Raw genomic sequence first — 18,943 nt, forward strand, 5'->3', positions numbered from 1 at the left:
AGGAAACTTCAGATCGTATTATTAAGGTCAGGAAAGAGGCAATTGATAAAGCTTTAATCCTAATTATAGAGTGAAAAATAAAACACATTAAACCTCTTGAATAAAAATGAAAATGAATCCCAAAATATCCGTAATTGTTCCCTGTTATAATCAGGCTCAGTTCTTAGATGAATGTCTCCAGTCTATATTGGATCAGACATATGAAAACTGGGAATGTATTATTGTGAATGACGGATCTCCCGATAATACTGATGAAGTAGCTGATAGATGGGTAAAAAAAGACAGTCGCTTCAAATATCTTTACAAAGAAAACGGCGGTTTATCTTCTGCAAGAAATGCAGCCCTGGAAATTGTTACCGGAGATTATATTCAGTTTTTGGATTCTGATGACCTCATCCACCGTGAAAAATTTTCAAAAAGCCTTTCCGGAGATACAGAATATCCGCTGATTGTAAGCCAGTACACAATCTATAGAGACCAAACTCATCTTCCGGGATACAAAGATATTGAACAGAATTTCCTGACATTTCATGGAATTGTATATGGTTGGGATATGGGATTTTCTATTCCTATTCATTGCGCTTTAATCCATAAAAAACTTTTGGAAGATTTCCTTTTTGATACTACCCTTACCAGTTGTGAAGATTGGTTAATGTGGATTTATATCACCAAAGATAATCCTGAGGCTCTTTTGATTAATGAACCCCTCGCTCATTACAGAAAAGACGTCAATGATAACATGTCCGCTGATCCGCTCAAAATCATGAAACAGCGCCTTAAAATTTTACCTATCTTAAAAAAACTTTATGGTGAAGATATTCATGACAAGCTTGCTTATTATATCATAGAAGTTCGTACAACCCAGCTTGTACAGCAAAGAAAGGAATTTCAAAAAATGATTCCTCTGGCTGTAGTTGCTAAATATCTTTCTTTTAAAAATTTGTATTACAAGTTTTTTCGAAAGAATGCAGATGGCTAAATTTCGGTTTCAATGCATCTGGAAAAAACACTATATATCCATTAAACTACACAAATGAGTCAGGTTGCTGTCAAAAACAGATTTACAGCGGAAACTTTGAAAAATTATATAACTTTAAATAAATTTATTTAGATGAGTCAATTTGTACACGTTATAATGACAAGATTCAATGTTCCTACGAAAGGATGGAACGAAACCCGTTCAGGATTTAAACCTCTTACCGAAGAATGGCTTGATGACAGATTCAGGTTATTCAGAACTTACGTACTTCCTTCTTATAAAAACCAAACCAATCAAAACTATATATGGCTGACTTTTTTTGATGTTAATACATCTGATAAGTTTAGAAAAATCATCAAAGAAATTGAAGCAGAATATCCTACCTTCAAAGCTGTTTTTGTAGAAGATTTTGATGTTATGAAAACAAAAGCTGTAGAAGTAATCCCACAGTATTTTACTCCGGACACAAAATTCGTGATCACCAGTGAACTGGATAATGATGATATGCTTCATCAGGATTATATAAAAACCGTACAGGAGCTCTTCAAACCGGTGCATGATCTGGTCATAGATTTAAGAAAAGGATACCAGCTTACTATGCTTCCGGGCCGTAAAGCAGTTGTGAATGTCTATAATGATGTTGTAAACCCATTTGTAAGTTTAGCAGAAAGCGTAGACAACTTCAAAACAATGTTAAAAGAAAGAGCTCACAACAGCTATCGCCATTACCCTAATTTTTCGGTGGAAAACAGCAAAGAGATGTATATCCAGATTATCCATCAATATAATTTAATGAATATCACCTTTAAGCATAAAGCAGTTCATGAGGTTGATTTTTCAGAATATGGAATGACAGAAGAGACTAAATTTACGATAGATCGGTTCAAGACACTTCAGCATAATATTGCCAGAGTACCTTTTGTAATGGGACTTATTTTGAAAAAAATATTTTAAAAATAAGATCTGTCCGGCTATGAAACTTAACAATCTTCAGATATTAAGAGGGATTTCAGCATTATTGGTATGTTGTTTCCATTTTCGTGAAACCATCAATTTACCAGATCTGAATCTTGGTGATATCCTATTCAAAAAAGGGAGTATTGGTGTTCCCGTATTCTTTATTATCAGTGGATTTATAATGGCTTTCACCACTCAAAAAATAAATTTCAGCAAAGATTCTTTTCAACAGATTATTTTGTTTTACAAAAGAAGAGTGATCAGAATTGTTCCGCTGTATTATCTTTTGACATTTGCCGCAATGATACCCGGAGGTAGTTTTTTACTGTATTTTTATGGATCAGGTCTCCATGAGCTTATCCACTCCGTTTTATTTCTTCCTACCAAGAAGGAATTTCCGGTGCTATTTTTAGGCTGGTCTCTAAATTTTGAGATGTTCTTTTATCTGATATTCGGACTCTCATTATTTTTTAAGGAAAAGAGATATTATTTCATTGCAGCTTTTTTCATCCTGACAACTATTGTAGGCTTTTTCATTCAATTTGAAAGCCCATATCTGCGGATGGTAACCCACTCTCTGAATCTTTATTTTGTTGTGGGGATTTTTTTCGCACTATTGTTGAACAAATACACCATTCCCAAGAGCTGGGCAGGAATAATTTCTGTAATAGGGATACTCTCATTTATCCTTGTTTTGCTTAGTATTATTCCAATAAATAATGATTGGGTAAAGTTGGCCATCATATCCACATTTGTCTTTACTTTTCTGACCTTTGATTATATCTTCCATTTTAAAGGAAATAAATTATTGATCTTTCTGGGGGATATTTCTTACTCATTGTACTTATCACATCCTTTTGTGGAAATTGTCTTGAAAAGATTTAAAGTTGAAGGCTATTTCAGTATTCCTTTTTTCCTTTTTAAAATTGCTGTGGTCATTGTTGTGGCTTCCCTTCTGTATTATTTTGTAGAGAAAAAAATTACGAATTATTTAAAAGCTAAATTAAAAGCATAATTCAGAAATTAGTTTAAAAAAAATAAAAAACATTGTTATAAATAAATTTCACCAATTTTCTATTTACAACGTTAATTAACCAAGATTATAAATAAATAAACAAATTATATACCATATAATTAAAACATCATAGATTTTTATTCATAATTCTTAAAAATAATTCGTAAAAAAAATCCAATAAATACCCCATTCCCATTTAACTTTCTTATAAATAAATGATCAAAAGTGTATAGACTTAAAACACAAACGACTTTATTCAATATGAAAATACCTTTATTTTACATCCCAAAAACTAGGTATAAATATTTTCTGGAAATTAAAAAAAAATATAAATCAGAAAAGTACATTATCCCTATTGGTAAAGACTGCCATGCAGCTCATTCATTGGATATTCTCAACATCAGAAACCAAAGTCTGCCTTATGACTGGGTACGCTTAAAATCTATGTCCGGACTTAGAACAGTAAGTCAGAATATTCAGGAGCACTTTAAATTTTTTCTTTCTGATCTTAAAAGAAACGAAGAAGGAAACACCTACGCCGAAAAATATCCGGAAGCAGAGTTCACTCATGCCAGAGCAGTAATAGATGATCCAAAGCTCAGAAATACCTTTGAGAAAAGGTGTCAAAGAATACTTGATATCATTAGCCATCAGCCCGTAGCCTTTCTTCATATCATAGAAATTACAAAGTTCAATCTCATAGATGCCAAATTATTCTGTAGTATGGCAAAAGATTTTACAAAAGTTTTAAAGCAGGAAGATTCTCTTCATATTTACATGCGCTTTGATGAAGAAATAGAAAATAAAGAGGTATGCAATTTTCTCCTTAACGAAATTTCAAAAATACCCCAAGTATATATCACCACATATATTCGGGAGAAAACTAAACATGGGATATGGGGAAATGAAAATGAATATCCTAAATTATACGAATCACTTAATTTAAAAATCCAAAAGGTATTTCCAATCATTGCTATCAAATAAAAAGCTTAGTTTTACACCCATAAAACATAATCCGATAAAATGAAAATTTCTGTAGTTATTCCCGTCTACAATGCCGAAAAATATGTTTCCCAGGCTGTAGAATCTGCTCTTCAGTTCGAAGATGTATATGAAGTAGTACTGGTAGAAGATAAATCTCCGGACAACGCATTAGAAGTATGCCGGGAACTTGCTGAAAAATATGACAGAGTAAAGCTTTTTCAACATCCTGACAAAGGAAATCACGGTGCCGGTGCCAGTAGAAATTTAGGAATGGAAAAATCGGAAGGAGACTTTATTGCATTCCTTGATGCCGATGATTACTATCTTCCGAACCGTTTTGATGCAGAAAAAGAACTTTTCATTAATAAGGATGTTGATGGAGTGTATGGTGCCATTGGTGTCCATTATTATTCTGAAAAAGCCAAAGAACAATATTATAAAGTTTTTGGCGACCGCCTTACTACAGTTTATAAAAAATATCATCCTAAAGATGTATTTCCGGGACAACTTAATATGAAAGGTACTTTCGGGCTTTTCAGCATTGATGCTTTGACGATCCGAAAAAGCGCTTTAAAAAATCTAGAATATTTCTTTAAAACTCATTTAAAACTGCACCAGGATACAGAGTTTCTATTCAGGCTCTCTTATTATTTAAACTTATATCCAGGAATTCTTGATAAAGCAGTGGCTGTAAGAGGAGTTCACGAGAATAACAGAATTACCAAAATAGATGCAAGAGAAGTTAAACCTGCCTCTACAAGAGTTGTGCTTTGGAAAGAGGTCAACCATTGGGCAGAGCATGAAAACACCCTTCCTGAAGATATTAAGCTTCATATTAAAAGAGTATACAGAAGCTTCCAGATTGCCAATGCTCCTCTTTTCAAAAAATGGGGCATGATTACAAAGTATCTGCTCACTGATTATAAAAGTATACGTTCTGGATTGTACAATATCAATTTCAGAAACGACTTGTTCTCCTAAAAATATTTAAAAGATTAATTATATTTTTCCGGCTATTGAACTAAATATTTAGTTTAATAGCCGGAAATTCATTTTTAACGCTTTGCAAAATGTATTTTTCTTAAAAGGTCACGCATCGGTTTTTCAATAAACTGGTAGAAAATTGCAGAACTGAACAGCATAACAATAATGTAAATTACAAATACAACATCAATACTGAACGTATATTGCTGACATTTTAAAAATTCTCTTACCAGATAAAGAACCGGAATGTGAGTAATGTATATCCCATAGCTTATTTCTCCAAGATACTCTAGCGGCTTCAATGAAAACAGCCTGCTCACCCTTCCATTATTAGCTGAGATCAGAATAATTGCAGGAACAAAAAGCAGCGCCATCAAACCGTTGTGATAAAAAAGCGGAACAAACATCAGAGATGCAAGGATTAATAAGAAAACAATGATAACCTGACGATCGTAATTTTTTTGTTTATAATTTCTGACGAAAAATATTCCTGCCAGATTACCAATTAGAAATTCATTAAGGTGCCAGAAAGGAAAATAATACAAAAATTCATGACTTTTCGTGTGCGGTCCTTCATACGCTCCATACACAGGATATAAGTTCGAAAACACCTGAGTAATCAACCATAGTCCGATAGCTACGATCCAGATTGTTTTATTTTTCTTAGAATAGAAATAATTATATAAAAAAGGAAAAAGCAGATAGAAGAAAAACTCAACAGAAATAGACCATCCGGGAAAGTTCAGAATCATGGCTTCTCCCGGTATCCAGCTCTGAATGCCCAATCCGTATAAAATCAGTTTATACCAGTCAAACGTCTCATACCTCGTCATAAAATACAGCAAAAGCCCCAGCATATAAAGCGGATAAATCCTGGCAAATCTGTTTTTATAGAACTCCAGATAATCAATTGTATCTTTTTTGTGATAGGCAATAATCATAATAAATCCTGAAAGAATAAAGAAATAGCTTACCCCAACATTTGCTCTCAAAAAAAGATCGGAAATATAATCTATCTTATATAAAAACAGATCTTTATTGAAATGGGAAATAACAATTGCCATAGCAGCAACAAACCGGGTAAATGTAATCTGACTTATCTTCACAGAATCGTAAAATGCTTAACTTTATCAAAACATAGCCATATCAACTCTGAAGGCCTGTCTTATTTCATATAAAGTGTTAATTTTAAGGCACAAAAATAAGATTTATTATTATAATTATGTAAAACAAATTATATTTGTACCCTACAAATGTGAAAAATAAATTTAGGTATGCTTGATGAAATTTTAGCAAAAATCCAACGAAGGAGCCAGATTTCTCGTCTCAAAAAACACCCTCATGTTTCTTTTAAGGGGATAAAGCTTGGGATCAGTGATCATTTTGTTCTGCATGAAAATTTAAAGAAAGTTACGATTGGTAGTTCTGTCAGTTTCAGAAATTACGTACACGTTCTGGTAGAGAAAAATGCCACTTTAGAAATCGGAAATAACTTTTTCATGAATAATTTCTGTTCCATCAACTGTCTGGACAGTATTTCAATAGGTGACGACACTTTATTCGGGGAGAATGTAAAACTGTATGACCACAATCATGCATACCAGTCTCAACCGGAATTTAAATTGTTTCACTCTGAATTCACAACAGCGCCTATCAGAATCGGAAACAATTGCTGGCTCGGAAGTAATGTTACCGTCTTAAAAGGAGTTACCATTGGAGACAACTGTATCATCGGAGCAGGATGTGTTATTCATAAAGATATCCCAGCTAATACCACTGTAATCAATCGTCAAGATTTAATATTCAAGGAACATTAATGAAGTTTTCTATTCTTATTGCCCATTATAACAACGCCCTTTTTTTCAAAGACTGTTTTGAAAGTATCCTTCAGCAAACCTATACAGATTGGGAAGCCATTATTTTAGATGATGCGTCCTCTGAACACGAAAAGAAAATGGTTCAGGAAATCATTTCAAATGATAAACGGTTTAAGTTTTTTGAAAATGAAAAAAATTCAGGTGTAGGAGTAACAAAAAGCAAACTGATCGAACTGGCGGAAGGAGATATCTGTGGATTTCTGGATCCCGATGATGCCATCAGCCCTACAGCCATTCAAAAATGTATGGAAATCTTTCAGAATAAAAAAAACACAGTCCTTACCTATTCCAGGTTTATGACCTGTGATGAGAATCTGAAGCCTATTTCTCCATTCAGATCTGCTATGCAGGTACCCAATGGTGATCATTATTTTTTTAATTTCCCGATTCAGATTGCTCACTTCGTAACTTTTAGAAAATCGGTTTATGAGCAGACTGAAAAAATGAATCCTAATTTAAAAATCGGTGAAGATCAGGACCTGTATCTTAAAATGTATGAAAAAGGGAAAGTTCAGTTTATTAATGATACCAACTACCTTTACAGAACGCATCAGGGAGGAATTTCCCAAAATGATAATAAAAAGAAATCCCATGAGTATTTTGCTCAGGTGATTTTCAACACAATGAAACGAAGAGGCCTCACCACCATCAACGGTCAGAAAGTTCCTGATCATTACACAGGAGCAGATGAGATCTTTGAACTGCTTCAATATCAGCATCAGCTGCCTTTCCGTATAAAGAAAAAAATTAAAATTACTTTACAATCAATCTTCGGATAATGCTAGAAAAAAAAATAAAAATTTTGTTCAGACACCGCTCCATGGAAATGGGAGGGGTAGAAAAAGTACTGTTGGGACTTCTCAACAACCTCAACCCTGACAAATTTGAAATAACGGTATGCCTCACCCTAAACCAGGGCAAATTGCGTGATGAACTTCCGAAACATATCAGAAAAATATACCTTACGGATGGAAAAGAAGATTTTTCAGATCACTCTCTTTTACAAAAAGTTCAGCTTATTCAAAGAAGAATAAAGCTAAGAAGACTGAAAAATAATCCCGCCATCGTAGACCGACTTATCAATGATACTTTTGATATAGAAATCGGGATGGATTACAGGGATTATGATGCGATCCTGAATTCTACCCATACAAACTCCAAAAAGATAGGATGGTTTCATTCTGAAGTCAATGTACCTCAGTTTCAGCCATTGGTTCCGGATATTTTAAAGAGTTTTCCTCAGTTTAATCATATGGTATACTGCTCTCATAAGATAAAGGATATGATGCATGAGTATTATCCTGACCTCAATTATCCGGCCGAGAGTGTTATTATCAATCCTATTCCTATTGAAGAGATTAAGCAGAAGGCAGAAGAAAAGCTTGATAATTTCCCTGAAGGACCTGTTTTTGTTTCCATTGGAAGACTTCATTCAAGGAAGGGATATCATAAACTTATTGAAGCTCATACAAGGCTCATCAATGATGGCTTCCACCATACGATTGTTGTTATAGGTGACGGTGGTGAAATGAAAAACCTTAAAGAGCAGGCTGCTGCTAATAATGTAGAAAAGACATTCATTCTGGTTGGAAATCAAATGAATCCTTATCCTTATATCAAAAAAGCAGATTATTTTGTTCTTCCGTCAGAATCTGAAGCATGGCCATTGGTGATTGCAGAAGCATTAATTCTTCAGAAGCCTATTGTTGCTACCAATGTAGGGGATGTAGGATTGATGATCAAAGACAAAGAAACAGGATACCTCATCAGCTATGATGTTGATGAGATGTACAAAGGAATGAAAGCCTTCCTTACAGATCCTGCTCTTGTTCTTCATATTAGAGAAAATCTCAAAAATATTGAAAGTCAGTTTGACAATAAGAAAATATTTGACAGTGTAGAAAACATTATAGAAACACTGCACAAACAATAAGCTATTGGGCGGAATATCCTCCGTCAATCACAAGATTGGTTCCTGTGACCCATCTTGAGGCATCAGATAACAGGAAAATACAAGCATTCGCTACATCTTTAGGATCACCTATTCCCAGCGGATGCTTTTTTATGATTTCAGATGAAGCTTCATCACCAATATCTTCAAACATCTTTTCCAGAATGGGAGTATTGACCATAGCAGGGCTTACACTATTGACACGGATATTACTTCTGGAAAGTTCCATAGCCAAAGAACGGGCTCCTGAAATAACAGCTCCCTTACTGGCAGAATAAGCCGCTTTTCCTGCCTCTCCTACCATTCCTGCAACGGAAGAAATAAATACAAAACTAGAGGTTTCGTCTTTATATTTTTTTAAAGATAAAATTTTAGCAATTTCAAACCCGGCAATGACATTGACTGAAAATATGTCCTGATACAACTGAGGATTGTGCTTTTTTAACGGTAATGTTTTCTCAATACCGGCACAGTGTATAAATCCTGATATTTTACCTAAAACGGAAACTTTATCAGCAATCACAGCTTCAAGGTTTTCAGATTGGGTAATATCTTCTGTGATGATCTCTACTTTTGTTTCGGGATCCAGCATAGAAACGGTTTTCATCAGTTCATCATGGTTTCTTCCCATAAGAACAAGATCAGCACCTCTTTTGCTGCATTCTACAGAACAGCTTCTCCCGATTCCGGAAGAAGCGCCTGTAATGAGAATAATTCTATTTTTTAATGAGAAAGCATCCATTAATCTTCAAAATTTTCTTTTCCTATAACATTCATCAGATCTGAAACGGTTTCGATATCTTTAAAATGCTTTGTATCAATTTTTTTATTAAAATTTTCGTCTACAAATGCGATAACGGAAAGTAAACTGATAGAGTCATAGCTTTCCAGAGATTTTAAATTCGTTTCAGTAGTTAATGTGTTATCTTCCTCCAACTCCTCTTGTAGTTTTTCTAAAAAAACAGATGTTTTCATATTTTATAATTTTAAATGTTTATTATTTTAAATTTCCATAATAGTGGCTCCCCATGAGTATCCAACCCCAAATCCTGCCATTAAAACTTTATCTCCTGCCTTCAGCATTCCTTTATCCATCATGTTTTTAAGAGCAATAGGAATGGTTGCAGAAACGGTATTCCCGGTTTTTTCCATATCAATATAGAACTTTTCTGCCGGAATCTTTGTTTTCTTTCTTAAATAATTCAACATAAAGGAATTCGCCTGATGAAAAACAAAATGGTCAATATCATCCATCGTCATTCCGTTTACCTCCAGTGTTTCTTTTACCAGTCCCGGAATATTTTCAATGGTAAAATTAAAAATCTCAGGGCCATTCATATAAATATTTTCAGGGCTGAATTCATGCTCTGGATTCAGTTCAAAATCTTTTTTGAAAGCTCCTTGTTTTACGATAAGGTTTTCAGCACCGCTTCCGTCTGTTCCCAGACAAAACTGATAATCATTACTTTCTGCCTTTTCAATAATTGCTGAAGCAGACGCATCCCCAAATATGCTTCGATTTCCTTTATCATCGGGATGGATATGTTTGGTATACGTTTCTGAAGTAACCAAAAGAATACTTTTAGCAATTCCTGCCGCAATCAATCCTTTCGCGAAAGCCAATCCATATACAAATCCCGAACACCCAAGGTTAAAATCTATAGCTCCTACATTTTTTCTAAGACCCAGTCTGTCCTGCAAAATACAGGCCGTTGTAGGCAAAAAATACTCTGGGCTTTGGGTACAGAACAAAATGAAATCCACTTTGCTTCTATCATAGTTTTCGAAAATTTTTTCTGAAGATTGTACGGCCATATCCAGTACAGTTTCGCTGTCTGAAGATATATGGCGCTGAGAAATACCTACTTTTTCCTGAATACGTTCTGAACTCCATTCGGGGAAAAGTTTTTCCAGATCCTCATTAGTTAACACTTGCTGAGGCAGATAATATTCTATTTTTGAAATTTTCATCATATTAATAAATTCTTTTTCTTTGCAAAAGTAACGAAAACAAATTTACGCCTGTGATGATTTTTATATTCCGGATTTTATTAAAAATAGACTCTCTCTATCATAATTTTTTGAATAGAGCGAATCTTGAAGTGGCCAAATACAGAGGTATGAAAGTAGGAAAAAGCTTTAACATGCCTGATAAAATATATTTTGGCACTGAGCCTTATCTCATCGAAATTGGTGACTATGTGAATATTGCCGGAGATGTAAGATTTGTGAATCATGGTGGAACTACTACGTTATTAAGAAGACTTCCAGGCTATGAAGATGCCAGAATTATGGGAAGAATAAAGATTGGAAATAATTGTACTATTGGTCTCAACTGTGTGATCATGCAGGATGTACAGATAGGAAATAACTGTATTTTAGGTGCCAACTCTGTGTTGTCACAATCTATGCCTGATAATACGGTTTTTATTGGAAATCCAGCACAATTTCTATGTACCATGGAAGATTATGGTGATATCGTCCTTAAAAATAATCCAGAATATCCGAGAGAACTTGAAAAAGACAGAAAAAAATTTGATGAATATATAAAAGAAAACCTACCTTATAAATTCAAAAAAGCAAGGAGAATTAAATAATCACAAATGGAACGAAAAAAAATCTTATTTATATATTATCAAAATACTAAGCCCGGAGGTATATCCAAAGTACTGGCTCAGCTCACTTCAGAATTGGCAGAGTTAAATTATGATATCGAAATTCTTTTCCTATTGGAAGCTCATCAGGATTTCTACCCCATACATCCTAAAGTAAAAAAGCATTACATCAATGCTTTTGGCGACAAATATTCCAGATTTGGAACTTCTATTTATAAAAAATATAATAAAATTCCCAAAATATATAATATTTACTCTTATCTCTATGATTTTGGAACATACAGGGTTTTAAACCAATGGATCAACGAAAACCATCAGAATTATGATACGATTGTTTCCTGCTGGTATAAACTTTCATCAATGCTGGCCATCAATAGCCAGGTAAGTAAGAAAACAATTGCATGGGAACATATCAGCTACCAGACAGGCGGCTTAGTTTATTATAATATTTTGCGAAAGTATTATAAAAATCTACGCTCTATTATCTCTCTGACTCATACATCGTTGGAACATTACAAAAAAATAAATCCAAATTCAATCGTTATTTCCAATATTATTGGGGATAATTATGAAAGTTTTAAACTGGACATTACGAGCAAAGAGAATATTATTTGCGCTGTAAGCAGACTGGATCCTGAAAAAAATGTAAAAGATTTTATTAACATTATCAAAGAATGTAAAATAGGAGAAGATTGGAAAATCATTATTGCAGGAGATGGCACTCAAAGAACCTTACTAAAAGAACAGGCCCAAAACATTGATCTTCAAAACATTGAATTTCTAGGAAGTATTCCTCAGGAGAAAATACTGCAGCTATACAAAAAATCAAAAATCTTTTGTATGACCTCATTAAACGAAGGACTGCCTACCGTTCTTATTGAGGCTATGTTCTGTGGCAATGCACTTATAGCTTATGATTGCCCTACAGGCCCTTCTGAAATTATAAATACCAATAATGGTTATTTGATTAAGATGCATGATAAAGAAAATTATATAATAAAATTAAAACATCTAATTAATAACCCGCAGGAACTTACTGAACTCATGATATCCAGTAAAACAGAATCAGAGAAATGGAGTAAAGAAAAAATAATACCGCAATGGGAAAAGATACTTTAGAGCACGATATATATATATCTGTCATCATACCGGTATACAATTCCGCAGAGAGCCTGCATCAATGTATTGATTCAGTTTTAGAACAGAGCTATAAAGGATTTGAATTGCTGTTAATTAATGATGGGTCTGTAGACCGTTCTTTAGAAATAATGAATTCATTTGCTGAAAAAGATAGCAGAGTCAAAGTCATTGATAAAATTAAAAACAGCGGAGTAAGTGATACTAGAAATATTGGCATTTCTCATGCAAAAGGAAAAATAATCTGTTTTATAGATTCTGATGATTGGATTGAAAAAAATTATCTCCAGGTTTTTGTTGATAATTATACATCATCTGATACTCTGCTGCTCCAAAATATTATAAGAGGTAAAGCTAGAGATCTTCATTATAAAACCTATGATATACAAAAAGATTTTACAGAATTATTTGTCAGAAATAATTTATTATATTTTGGGGGACCTGTTGCCAAATTTTTTGAAAGAGAAATAATAACCGGAAATAGGATTACCTTCAACAAAGCAGTTAGCTATGGTGAAGATTTGATGTTCTTTCTGGAATATATAAAACAAATTAAAGCGATAAAAATCATTGATGCATCGCTTTATCATTATGAGTTTACTGAAAGTTCCCTAAGCAGATCAAAACATTCTTTTGAATCATTATTCAAACTACATACTGCCATTAAGGACTTTATTTTTTTGCACAAACAGCAGTCCGGAAAAGAAATAAAAAAATATCTATATCAGATAAACTGGGATATTATTGAATCCAGCATAGATCAAGGAATTATTGGTAAAAATTTAACCGGCGAAGAAACGCATAAAAATCTGAGCCGTTTGAAATCATCCATGGATATTAATTATTTTATATACATCGGGGTTTATAGAAAAGTTTTATTTTTACTTCTCAAAACCAGACAATTTCATTTGCTCCTGAAACTAAAAAGAACTCTAAATAAATAATACTACTCCTTTGAAGAAAAAAATTCTTATACGTATCGGTTCCCTCCGCCATGGCGGTGCAGAAAAAGTTCTTGTCAACTTCCTCAAAAACCTTCCGGAAGATAAATATGAAATAGATCTTCTAATCAATCTGTATACGGGAATGTATATCAAGGAAATTCCGTCATGGGTCAATCTGCATTATTTACTTAAGGGAGAAATGATTACCACCAACAGACCGCATGAAATTCCGGTGAAAGCATTCAGGGTATTGTATCAGAAAATGTTTTTATGGTTTCCATCACTTCTTTACAGGTTTGTTTTAAGAAATAAAAAATATGATGTGGAAATAGCGGCTATTCATGGGATGTATAAAGAGCTGCTTTCCAGTCCGCAAAAGGATTCAAAAAAAATAATCTGGATTCAGAATGATATTTTTAATCTGAAAGAATATACACACGATGTAATCAGACAGCTTTTTAAATTCGACAGAATATTGGTAATTTCCGATAAACTAAAAGAAGAAATGCTGAAGATTGCAGAGAATGATAAGGAGAAACAAAACGTGATTAAAATCTTTAATCCGATAGATAAAAATGATACTTTAAAAAAAGCTGATGTTGAAATCACCGACTATCCTTTCAGTAGTGACCTTCCCACTTTTGTAACGGTAGGAACCGTATATCCACAGAAAGGATATGACAGGTTATTGAATATTCATAAAAAACTGATTGATGAAGGACTTAAACATCAATTGATAATCATCGGTGACGGCTATGACTTTGAGACTATTCAGAATCAGCTTAATTCGTTAGGACTTCAGGACACTGCAAAAATGCTTGGCTTTAGCAATAATCCGTATCCTTACATGAAAAAGGCAGATTTTTATATTATGTCTTCCCGACATGAGGGATTCCCTACGATCATCGCCGAAGCACTTATTCTTAACAAACCAATTTCTGCAACGGATATTTCCGGCATTAAAGACCTTCTGCAAGACGGAAAACTGGGAAATATCACAGAAAACTCCGAAGAAGGAATATATGAAGGAATGAAAAAGTTTCTTACTGATAAAAACATCACTGAGGAATACAAAAAACAGATTTCACAAACAGAACTACCGTTTGTATTGGAAAAATCTGTGGAACATCTTCAGAAAATAATTGATGAAGCATAAAAACATTTACAATGGCTGATTATTCTATTATTCAAAAAGACTTTTACCGGGAAAGCGGAAAATGGCTTTCAACATTTCAGATCTGGAAAAAATGTATTAATCCCAATCTTCATTTTATCTATCTCTTAAGAATGGCTCAAAAACACCAAAATAAAGCCATCTTGAATATTTTTTGGAAAATCATATTAAGACATTATCAAATTAAATACGGATTTCAGATTTATCCGGAAACTCAGATTGGAGAAGGTTTTTATCTAGGACATTTTGGGAGTCTGGTCATCAATCCGAAAACAATTATTGGAAAGAATTGCAATATTGCACAGGGCGTTACAATTGGCCAGCAGAACCGTGGACAAAATGAAGGGTCTCCTGTTATTGGTGATGAAGTCTGGATAGGGACAAATGCTGTCATTGTAGGTGCTATCATGATTGGAAATAATGTATTGATTGTTCCTAATTCTTATGTCAACTTTGATGTACCCTCTAATTCTGTGGTCATAGGAAATCCCGCAAAAATAATCCCAACCGAGAACGCTACTAAGGATTATATTAACCGTAAAGTATAGCAAATCACAGTTATAGTATAAATTCTACTTGTATTTATCAGTGGTTTTATTTAGTTTTGCAAAGAATATATTATTTGATTATAAAAAAAATTGTATTCTATCAATCAAATAGCGAAAATTGCTCCCTACTTTTGTTTTGAAAAAATCGCTTAATATTAAAAACACAATCTCAGGCATATTATTAATTTTTAAAATTATTTTTGATGAAAAAACATGTTCTACATTACCATCACTTAGCTGTACAGTTATAGTTTAAAAATGACACCAATATATTTTTATGTCATAAAACTATAACAAATATTTCCTTCAAAATTTTCTTATTGGATAAGTGCCATATGTTTTCACCCGAGAATTATTGTGTGGTATTAGTTTTTTTATAGTGTACATAATTCTGATATTCCTCATATTGTCCTTTAGAAAACTTTTAAGAAAGATTACTTTAAAACTATTTAACAGCATTGAAACACTTCAGCCATGTTTAAAAAAACACTTCTAATCCTCCTCATCTTACTATACCTTACAGGGTTACTACTTTCATTTCCATTTATATATGATAATTTATTTGGTCCTGACAAACTAGATAGTATCCGAAATTTTTTTGAATATGGAATTATGTTTTGCTCGTTTCTTGTATTCAATGCATTTCTCTTTAAAAATAAATACACATCCATTATTGCAGTTATCTTATGCTTATTATTAAGTCTTAACTTTCTTATTTCAGCTTCCTGCTTTCTTATTTATCATTCCGGATTCAATATTGGAATGGCCATAAGTATTGTAGAGTCTAATGTGAATGAGGCTATGAGTATGTCTTATATGTTTATCCTACCTGGTATTTTATTTTTACTATTTTTTGGAATAATGCTATATGTGATCAACTATCTGAAAAAAAGCGTAGTTACTTTTAATTTTAAGTTCATCTTTATTGCATTATTGTGGCTTATTATGCCGTTCATTTTTTTCCTCAAACATAGGTATATAAGTAATAAAGGTGGAGGAAGTATGATTAAAAATGTGTACTATCATTATACTGATTTCCGTATTGCACAGGATATTCAGGAAGATATTAATGCTCTTACAAAGAATGTTCCTGTTTTCAATATCAAAAAAATACAACCGGGCATAGAAAATGTAATTTTGATCATCGGAGAATCTGAAAGAAAACAAAACATGTCATTGTATGGTTATAATAAAAAAACAACCCCTTATACAGATGAGCAGGCTGGGAATATGATGATTTTCGATAATGCCGTTTCTCCTGCAGGGATCACAAACCTGAGTGTTCCTCTGATGTTATCAAGCATTCATCCGGATGAATTCAGATATAAGTATGATAAACTTTCTTATAACATTATCAATCTTGCTAATCAAAGTGGATACAATTCTTTCTGGCTTAGTACACAAGCTAGCGCAAGAGGAATAACCGCTATAGCTTCCATGTCTAAAAACAAAAAATGGGTCAATGGATTTGATGAAGTTATCGTTCCTGAGCTGAAAAATACTATTCAAAAGAAAGAAGATAAATTTATAATCCTTCACATCATGGGAAGCCATCCAAACCCGTGTAACAGACTCCCCCCTAACTGGAATTCTGAAGGAATGAACTGCTATGACAGCTCTATAAAATATACCGATTTTGTTTTCAAAAATATTTTCAGTACACTGAAAAACACAAATTCTGTGGTAATATACGCATCCGACCACGGACTTAAAATACAGGGAGACAAGCTACTGCATATAGATTCTAAAGAATCTACGCAGGTACCTTTCTTCATTTGGTTTGGTGATAAGGTACCGGCAAATTACAGAATTACCGGACATGAAACTAAACAGACACAAACGACCTACATCTATCCGCTGATCATGAAATATATGGGTCTGGAAGCCCCTCAGCATTATAAAAATGAAGACAATAAGTATCTAAACTTAGAGATGAAAAGTATGGAATATAATAAGTTACCGGAATAATATATATTCATTTATATTACAGCTGCTTTTCTATTGATGAAATAGGCAACAAAAAGATTAGGAACCCAGCATAGCCATGCAACAGCAATATAAGAGTTTTCAGGATCTCCTGTCAGCATTTTCAGTAAAGGATACCATAACCGCAATGTCACAGCTGCAAAGGTACAAGCATAGCTAAAGGTCATAAACTGTTGATGTTTGAGGATATTTCTTTGCTTTATTTGTACAACTGCCATAAGGGTCGTTATCAGCCAGATGCATCCCAAACAGATAAACCCCGTTGCTGAAATAAGTCCACCATTCGCATAAAAGCCCATATAAATAGCTGAAAGAGAGCTTATCATTACAGCAATTACGTAAAAACTTCCGATGATCCGGTGTAATCTTATATTTTTATTTCGGAATGAAGTACTAAACTGGCTCCATCCTATAAAAAGAGCCAACCCTCCGAATAGTATGTGAGAAAAAAAGGCTGATTTCCAGATTACATTATGAAGTATTTCTAAGGATTTAGAACCTAGAAAGGTATATTGATGCTCTACAAAAGCATAGATCAAAGGATACAATCCGATAAGTAATGCCAAAACACACATGATTACAAAGAGTAACTTTTTCATAGCTGTCCATTTAATTTTCTGTAAAAATGAGCATTATAAAAGCTCCATCTGTTCCAAAATGAAAGGTGGAACCTATTTATAAAACATTAACAATAAATAACTTGAAACAAAACCGACAATAGATCAATATCAGTTATTCCATATGAATGCTTTGATTCTTTAAAAACTCAGACGGTGAGCAATTCATATACTTTTTAAAGTTTCTGTTAAAAGAAGTCTTGGAATTAAACCCACATTCAAATGCCAATGAAAGAATCGTGTATTTTTGATTTTCCGGAAGGACAACGGTACGCTTAAACTCTTCAATACGCTGTCGGTTGATATAATCATAAAAGTTTTTATGCTCCACAGAATTAATCACCTGAGATAATGTATTAGGATGAACATCCAGTAGTTGGGCAATAGTATTCAGATTAAGTTCCGGGTCTTTGTACAACTTTTCCTGTGTCATTTTATACACAAGTTTTCTATAAATAGATTGTATAGCTTCATCTCCTGGAGAATTTTTCTGATATTTTACAACCTCATTATCAAGCTCTTTTGGATCTTCCCTATCAGGAAGAGCAGGGATATTCAAAATTCCCACACGACTGATTCCAAAGTAAGCGGCTACTACAATAAACAGAACTACTATTGAAAAAATAAGAATGTCATTTTTAATAATCACCGCAATCCATATCAAAGCGATCCCTGCAATGAGATAATACAGCCAGTTCAGATTCATTTTTTCAGTATTAGAATACTGACTGGAAATACCTTCTGTATATTTTCTTACAGCAAAAAGACTTAAAGCAACATATACTATTCCTGATAAAATCATAAGATATTTGATCACCTTACTTAATAGCTTATATCCATTATTTCCGCTCTGATAAGCAGCCAGTCTATCCCATGGAGATAAGAGCAAAAGCTGAGATAAAAGCAAGCCAATCATCAGAACAGGAATGCCGTTCAACAACCATATCTTCATACCTGGATTTCTTCCTGTAACACACAGAACATACAAATACAGCATGGGCCCGTGAATAAAAGGAAAGATAATTTCATACCCCAGAAGATAGGGAAACTTCAAATAGCCGCCGGAAAAAAACAGAATAAATAAGATAAGATGTATTCCTATAATCAGGAACCATGCAGCTAATATATAATCTGCCATTATTTTTTTGCGCTTTCCTAAAATCAAAAAGGAAGAA

The 18,943-nt window shown here is 33.4% G+C and carries 20 protein-coding genes; 14 read left to right on the forward strand and 6 right to left on the reverse strand.

The annotated features are described in order from the left end of the window. The first annotated feature begins 112 nt into the window (after positions 1-112). The 5 genes from ACM6F9_RS12440 (at position 113) to ACM6F9_RS12460 (ending at position 4,916) form a co-directional block, all read left to right on the forward strand. Positions 113-979, forward strand: a complete 867-nt coding sequence (locus tag ACM6F9_RS12440) for a glycosyltransferase family 2 protein (protein WP_414846008.1) — start codon at positions 113-115, stop codon at positions 977-979. A 132-nt stretch (positions 980-1,111) separates the two neighbouring features. After that, positions 1,112-1,933, forward strand: a complete 822-nt coding sequence (locus tag ACM6F9_RS12445; RefSeq protein ID WP_414846009.1) for a glycosyltransferase — start codon at positions 1,112-1,114, stop codon at positions 1,931-1,933. Positions 1,934-1,952: 19 nt separating this feature from the next. After that, complete coding sequence (locus tag ACM6F9_RS12450; protein ID WP_414846010.1) at positions 1,953-2,951, forward strand: acyltransferase family protein; 999 nt, start codon at positions 1,953-1,955, stop codon at positions 2,949-2,951. 261 nt (positions 2,952-3,212) lie between these two features. Then, positions 3,213-3,935 (forward strand): DUF1796 family putative cysteine peptidase, encoded by a 723-nt coding sequence (locus ACM6F9_RS12455; protein ID WP_414846011.1) that lies wholly within the window; start codon positions 3,213-3,215, stop codon positions 3,933-3,935. 39 nt (positions 3,936-3,974) lie between these two features. Continuing rightward, on the forward strand, positions 3,975-4,916 hold the full coding sequence (locus ACM6F9_RS12460; RefSeq protein ID WP_414846012.1) for a glycosyltransferase family 2 protein: 942 nt from the start codon (positions 3,975-3,977) through the stop codon (positions 4,914-4,916). Between the two features lie 74 nt (positions 4,917-4,990). Here ACM6F9_RS12460 and ACM6F9_RS12465 read toward each other — a convergent pair whose 3' ends face one another. Next, positions 4,991-6,025, reverse strand: a complete 1,035-nt coding sequence (locus ACM6F9_RS12465) for an acyltransferase family protein (protein ID WP_414846013.1) — start codon at positions 6,023-6,025, stop codon at positions 4,991-4,993. Positions 6,026-6,193: 168 nt separating this feature from the next. On the opposite strand from ACM6F9_RS12465, the gene ACM6F9_RS12470 reads away from it, so the two are divergent. From ACM6F9_RS12470 to ACM6F9_RS12480, 3 genes are read left to right on the forward strand one after another with little or no spacing between them, the layout of a single operon-like run. Continuing rightward, positions 6,194-6,736, forward strand: coding sequence for an acyltransferase (locus ACM6F9_RS12470; protein WP_414846014.1), 543 nt, complete (start codon positions 6,194-6,196; stop codon positions 6,734-6,736). After that, the gene (locus ACM6F9_RS12475) at positions 6,736-7,575 is read left to right on the forward strand and encodes a glycosyltransferase family 2 protein (RefSeq protein WP_414846015.1); all 840 of its coding nucleotides are present in this window, start codon (positions 6,736-6,738) and stop codon (positions 7,573-7,575) included. The genes ACM6F9_RS12470 and ACM6F9_RS12475 overlap by 1 nt, the downstream gene beginning before the upstream one ends. Further along, entirely contained in the window at positions 7,575-8,729 is a 1,155-nt protein-coding gene (locus ACM6F9_RS12480; protein ID WP_414846016.1) for a glycosyltransferase, read from the forward strand. The genes ACM6F9_RS12475 and ACM6F9_RS12480 overlap by 1 nt, the downstream gene beginning before the upstream one ends. A 1-nt stretch (position 8,730) precedes the next feature. Here ACM6F9_RS12480 and ACM6F9_RS12485 read toward each other — a convergent pair whose 3' ends face one another. The 3 genes from ACM6F9_RS12485 to ACM6F9_RS12495 are packed head-to-tail and all read right to left on the reverse strand — an operon-like array spanning position 8,731 to position 10,721. Beyond that, on the reverse strand, positions 8,731-9,489 hold the full coding sequence (locus tag ACM6F9_RS12485) for an SDR family NAD(P)-dependent oxidoreductase (protein ID WP_414846017.1): 759 nt from the start codon (positions 9,487-9,489) through the stop codon (positions 8,731-8,733). Continuing rightward, positions 9,489-9,722: a phosphopantetheine-binding protein gene (locus tag ACM6F9_RS12490; protein ID WP_129038535.1), complete on the reverse strand. Its 234-nt coding sequence runs from the start codon at positions 9,720-9,722 to the stop codon at positions 9,489-9,491. Before ACM6F9_RS12490 ends, ACM6F9_RS12485 begins: the two co-directional genes overlap by 1 nt. Positions 9,723-9,749: 27 nt before the next feature. Next, complete coding sequence (locus tag ACM6F9_RS12495; RefSeq protein WP_414846019.1) at positions 9,750-10,721, reverse strand: 3-oxoacyl-ACP synthase III family protein; 972 nt, start codon at positions 10,719-10,721, stop codon at positions 9,750-9,752. A 146-nt stretch (positions 10,722-10,867) separates the two neighbouring features. On the opposite strand from ACM6F9_RS12495, the gene ACM6F9_RS12500 reads away from it, so the two are divergent. The 6 genes from ACM6F9_RS12500 to ACM6F9_RS12525 all read left to right on the forward strand — a co-directional run bounded on the left by ACM6F9_RS12500 (position 10,868) and on the right by ACM6F9_RS12525 (position 17,133). Continuing rightward, the gene (locus ACM6F9_RS12500; protein WP_414846020.1) at positions 10,868-11,344 is read left to right on the forward strand and encodes an acyltransferase; all 477 of its coding nucleotides are present in this window, start codon (positions 10,868-10,870) and stop codon (positions 11,342-11,344) included. 6 nt (positions 11,345-11,350) lie between these two features. Beyond that, on the forward strand, positions 11,351-12,481 hold the full coding sequence (locus ACM6F9_RS12505) for a glycosyltransferase (protein ID WP_414846021.1): 1,131 nt from the start codon (positions 11,351-11,353) through the stop codon (positions 12,479-12,481). Further along, complete coding sequence (locus tag ACM6F9_RS12510; protein WP_414846022.1) at positions 12,463-13,443, forward strand: glycosyltransferase family 2 protein; 981 nt, start codon at positions 12,463-12,465, stop codon at positions 13,441-13,443. The genes ACM6F9_RS12505 and ACM6F9_RS12510 overlap by 19 nt, the downstream gene beginning before the upstream one ends. A gap of 10 nt (positions 13,444-13,453) precedes the next feature. Further along, positions 13,454-14,599, forward strand: a complete 1,146-nt coding sequence (locus ACM6F9_RS12515) for a glycosyltransferase (protein ID WP_414846023.1) — start codon at positions 13,454-13,456, stop codon at positions 14,597-14,599. A gap of 11 nt (positions 14,600-14,610) precedes the next feature. Then, a complete protein-coding gene (locus tag ACM6F9_RS12520; protein ID WP_414846024.1) occupies positions 14,611-15,165 on the forward strand; it encodes a serine O-acetyltransferase in 555 nt (184 codons plus the stop codon). A 762-nt stretch (positions 15,166-15,927) separates the two neighbouring features. Continuing rightward, complete coding sequence (locus ACM6F9_RS12525; RefSeq protein WP_414846025.1) at positions 15,928-17,133, forward strand: phosphoethanolamine transferase; 1,206 nt, start codon at positions 15,928-15,930, stop codon at positions 17,131-17,133. Positions 17,134-17,144: 11 nt separating this feature from the next. On the opposite strand, the gene ACM6F9_RS12530 is transcribed toward ACM6F9_RS12525, so the two are convergent. Beyond that, a complete protein-coding gene (locus tag ACM6F9_RS12530; protein WP_414846026.1) occupies positions 17,145-17,750 on the reverse strand; it encodes a DUF2306 domain-containing protein in 606 nt (201 codons plus the stop codon). Between the two features lie 133 nt (positions 17,751-17,883). Continuing rightward, on the reverse strand, positions 17,884-18,906 hold the full coding sequence (locus ACM6F9_RS12535; protein WP_414846027.1) for a helix-turn-helix domain-containing protein: 1,023 nt from the start codon (positions 18,904-18,906) through the stop codon (positions 17,884-17,886). Between the last annotated feature and the right edge of the window lie 37 nt (positions 18,907-18,943).

Origin of the sequence: Chryseobacterium sp. IT-36CA2, from assembly GCF_949767875.1 — a bacterium.
Lineage (GTDB): Bacteria > Bacteroidota > Bacteroidia > Flavobacteriales > Weeksellaceae > Chryseobacterium.

Bases quoted from the DNA above. Each gene is read 5' to 3' on its own strand.
- ACM6F9_RS12440 (WP_414846008.1), top strand. From the start codon at position 113: ATGAATCCCAAAATATCCGTAATTGTTCCCTGTTATAATCAGGCTCAG.
- ACM6F9_RS12445 (WP_414846009.1), top strand. From the start codon at position 1,112: ATGAGTCAATTTGTACACGTTATAATGACAAGATTCAATGTTCCTACG.
- ACM6F9_RS12450 (WP_414846010.1), top strand. From the start codon at position 1,953: ATGAAACTTAACAATCTTCAGATATTAAGAGGGATTTCAGCATTATTG.
- ACM6F9_RS12455 (WP_414846011.1), top strand. From the start codon at position 3,213: ATGAAAATACCTTTATTTTACATCCCAAAAACTAGGTATAAATATTTT.
- ACM6F9_RS12460 (WP_414846012.1), top strand. From the start codon at position 3,975: ATGAAAATTTCTGTAGTTATTCCCGTCTACAATGCCGAAAAATATGTT.
- ACM6F9_RS12470 (WP_414846014.1), top strand. From the start codon at position 6,194: ATGCTTGATGAAATTTTAGCAAAAATCCAACGAAGGAGCCAGATTTCT.
- ACM6F9_RS12475 (WP_414846015.1), top strand. From the start codon at position 6,736: ATGAAGTTTTCTATTCTTATTGCCCATTATAACAACGCCCTTTTTTTC.
- ACM6F9_RS12480 (WP_414846016.1), top strand. From the start codon at position 7,575: ATGCTAGAAAAAAAAATAAAAATTTTGTTCAGACACCGCTCCATGGAA.
- ACM6F9_RS12485 (WP_414846017.1), bottom strand. From the start codon at position 9,489: ATGGATGCTTTCTCATTAAAAAATAGAATTATTCTCATTACAGGCGCT.
- ACM6F9_RS12490 (WP_129038535.1), bottom strand. From the start codon at position 9,722: ATGAAAACATCTGTTTTTTTAGAAAAACTACAAGAGGAGTTGGAGGAA.
- ACM6F9_RS12495 (WP_414846019.1), bottom strand. From the start codon at position 10,721: ATGATGAAAATTTCAAAAATAGAATATTATCTGCCTCAGCAAGTGTTA.
- ACM6F9_RS12500 (WP_414846020.1), top strand. From the start codon at position 10,868: ATGAAAGTAGGAAAAAGCTTTAACATGCCTGATAAAATATATTTTGGC.
- ACM6F9_RS12505 (WP_414846021.1), top strand. From the start codon at position 11,351: ATGGAACGAAAAAAAATCTTATTTATATATTATCAAAATACTAAGCCC.
- ACM6F9_RS12510 (WP_414846022.1), top strand. From the start codon at position 12,463: ATGGGAAAAGATACTTTAGAGCACGATATATATATATCTGTCATCATA.
- ACM6F9_RS12520 (WP_414846024.1), top strand. From the start codon at position 14,611: ATGGCTGATTATTCTATTATTCAAAAAGACTTTTACCGGGAAAGCGGA.
- ACM6F9_RS12525 (WP_414846025.1), top strand. From the start codon at position 15,928: ATGGCCATAAGTATTGTAGAGTCTAATGTGAATGAGGCTATGAGTATG.
- ACM6F9_RS12530 (WP_414846026.1), bottom strand. From the start codon at position 17,750: ATGAAAAAGTTACTCTTTGTAATCATGTGTGTTTTGGCATTACTTATC.
- ACM6F9_RS12535 (WP_414846027.1), bottom strand. From the start codon at position 18,906: ATGGCAGATTATATATTAGCTGCATGGTTCCTGATTATAGGAATACAT.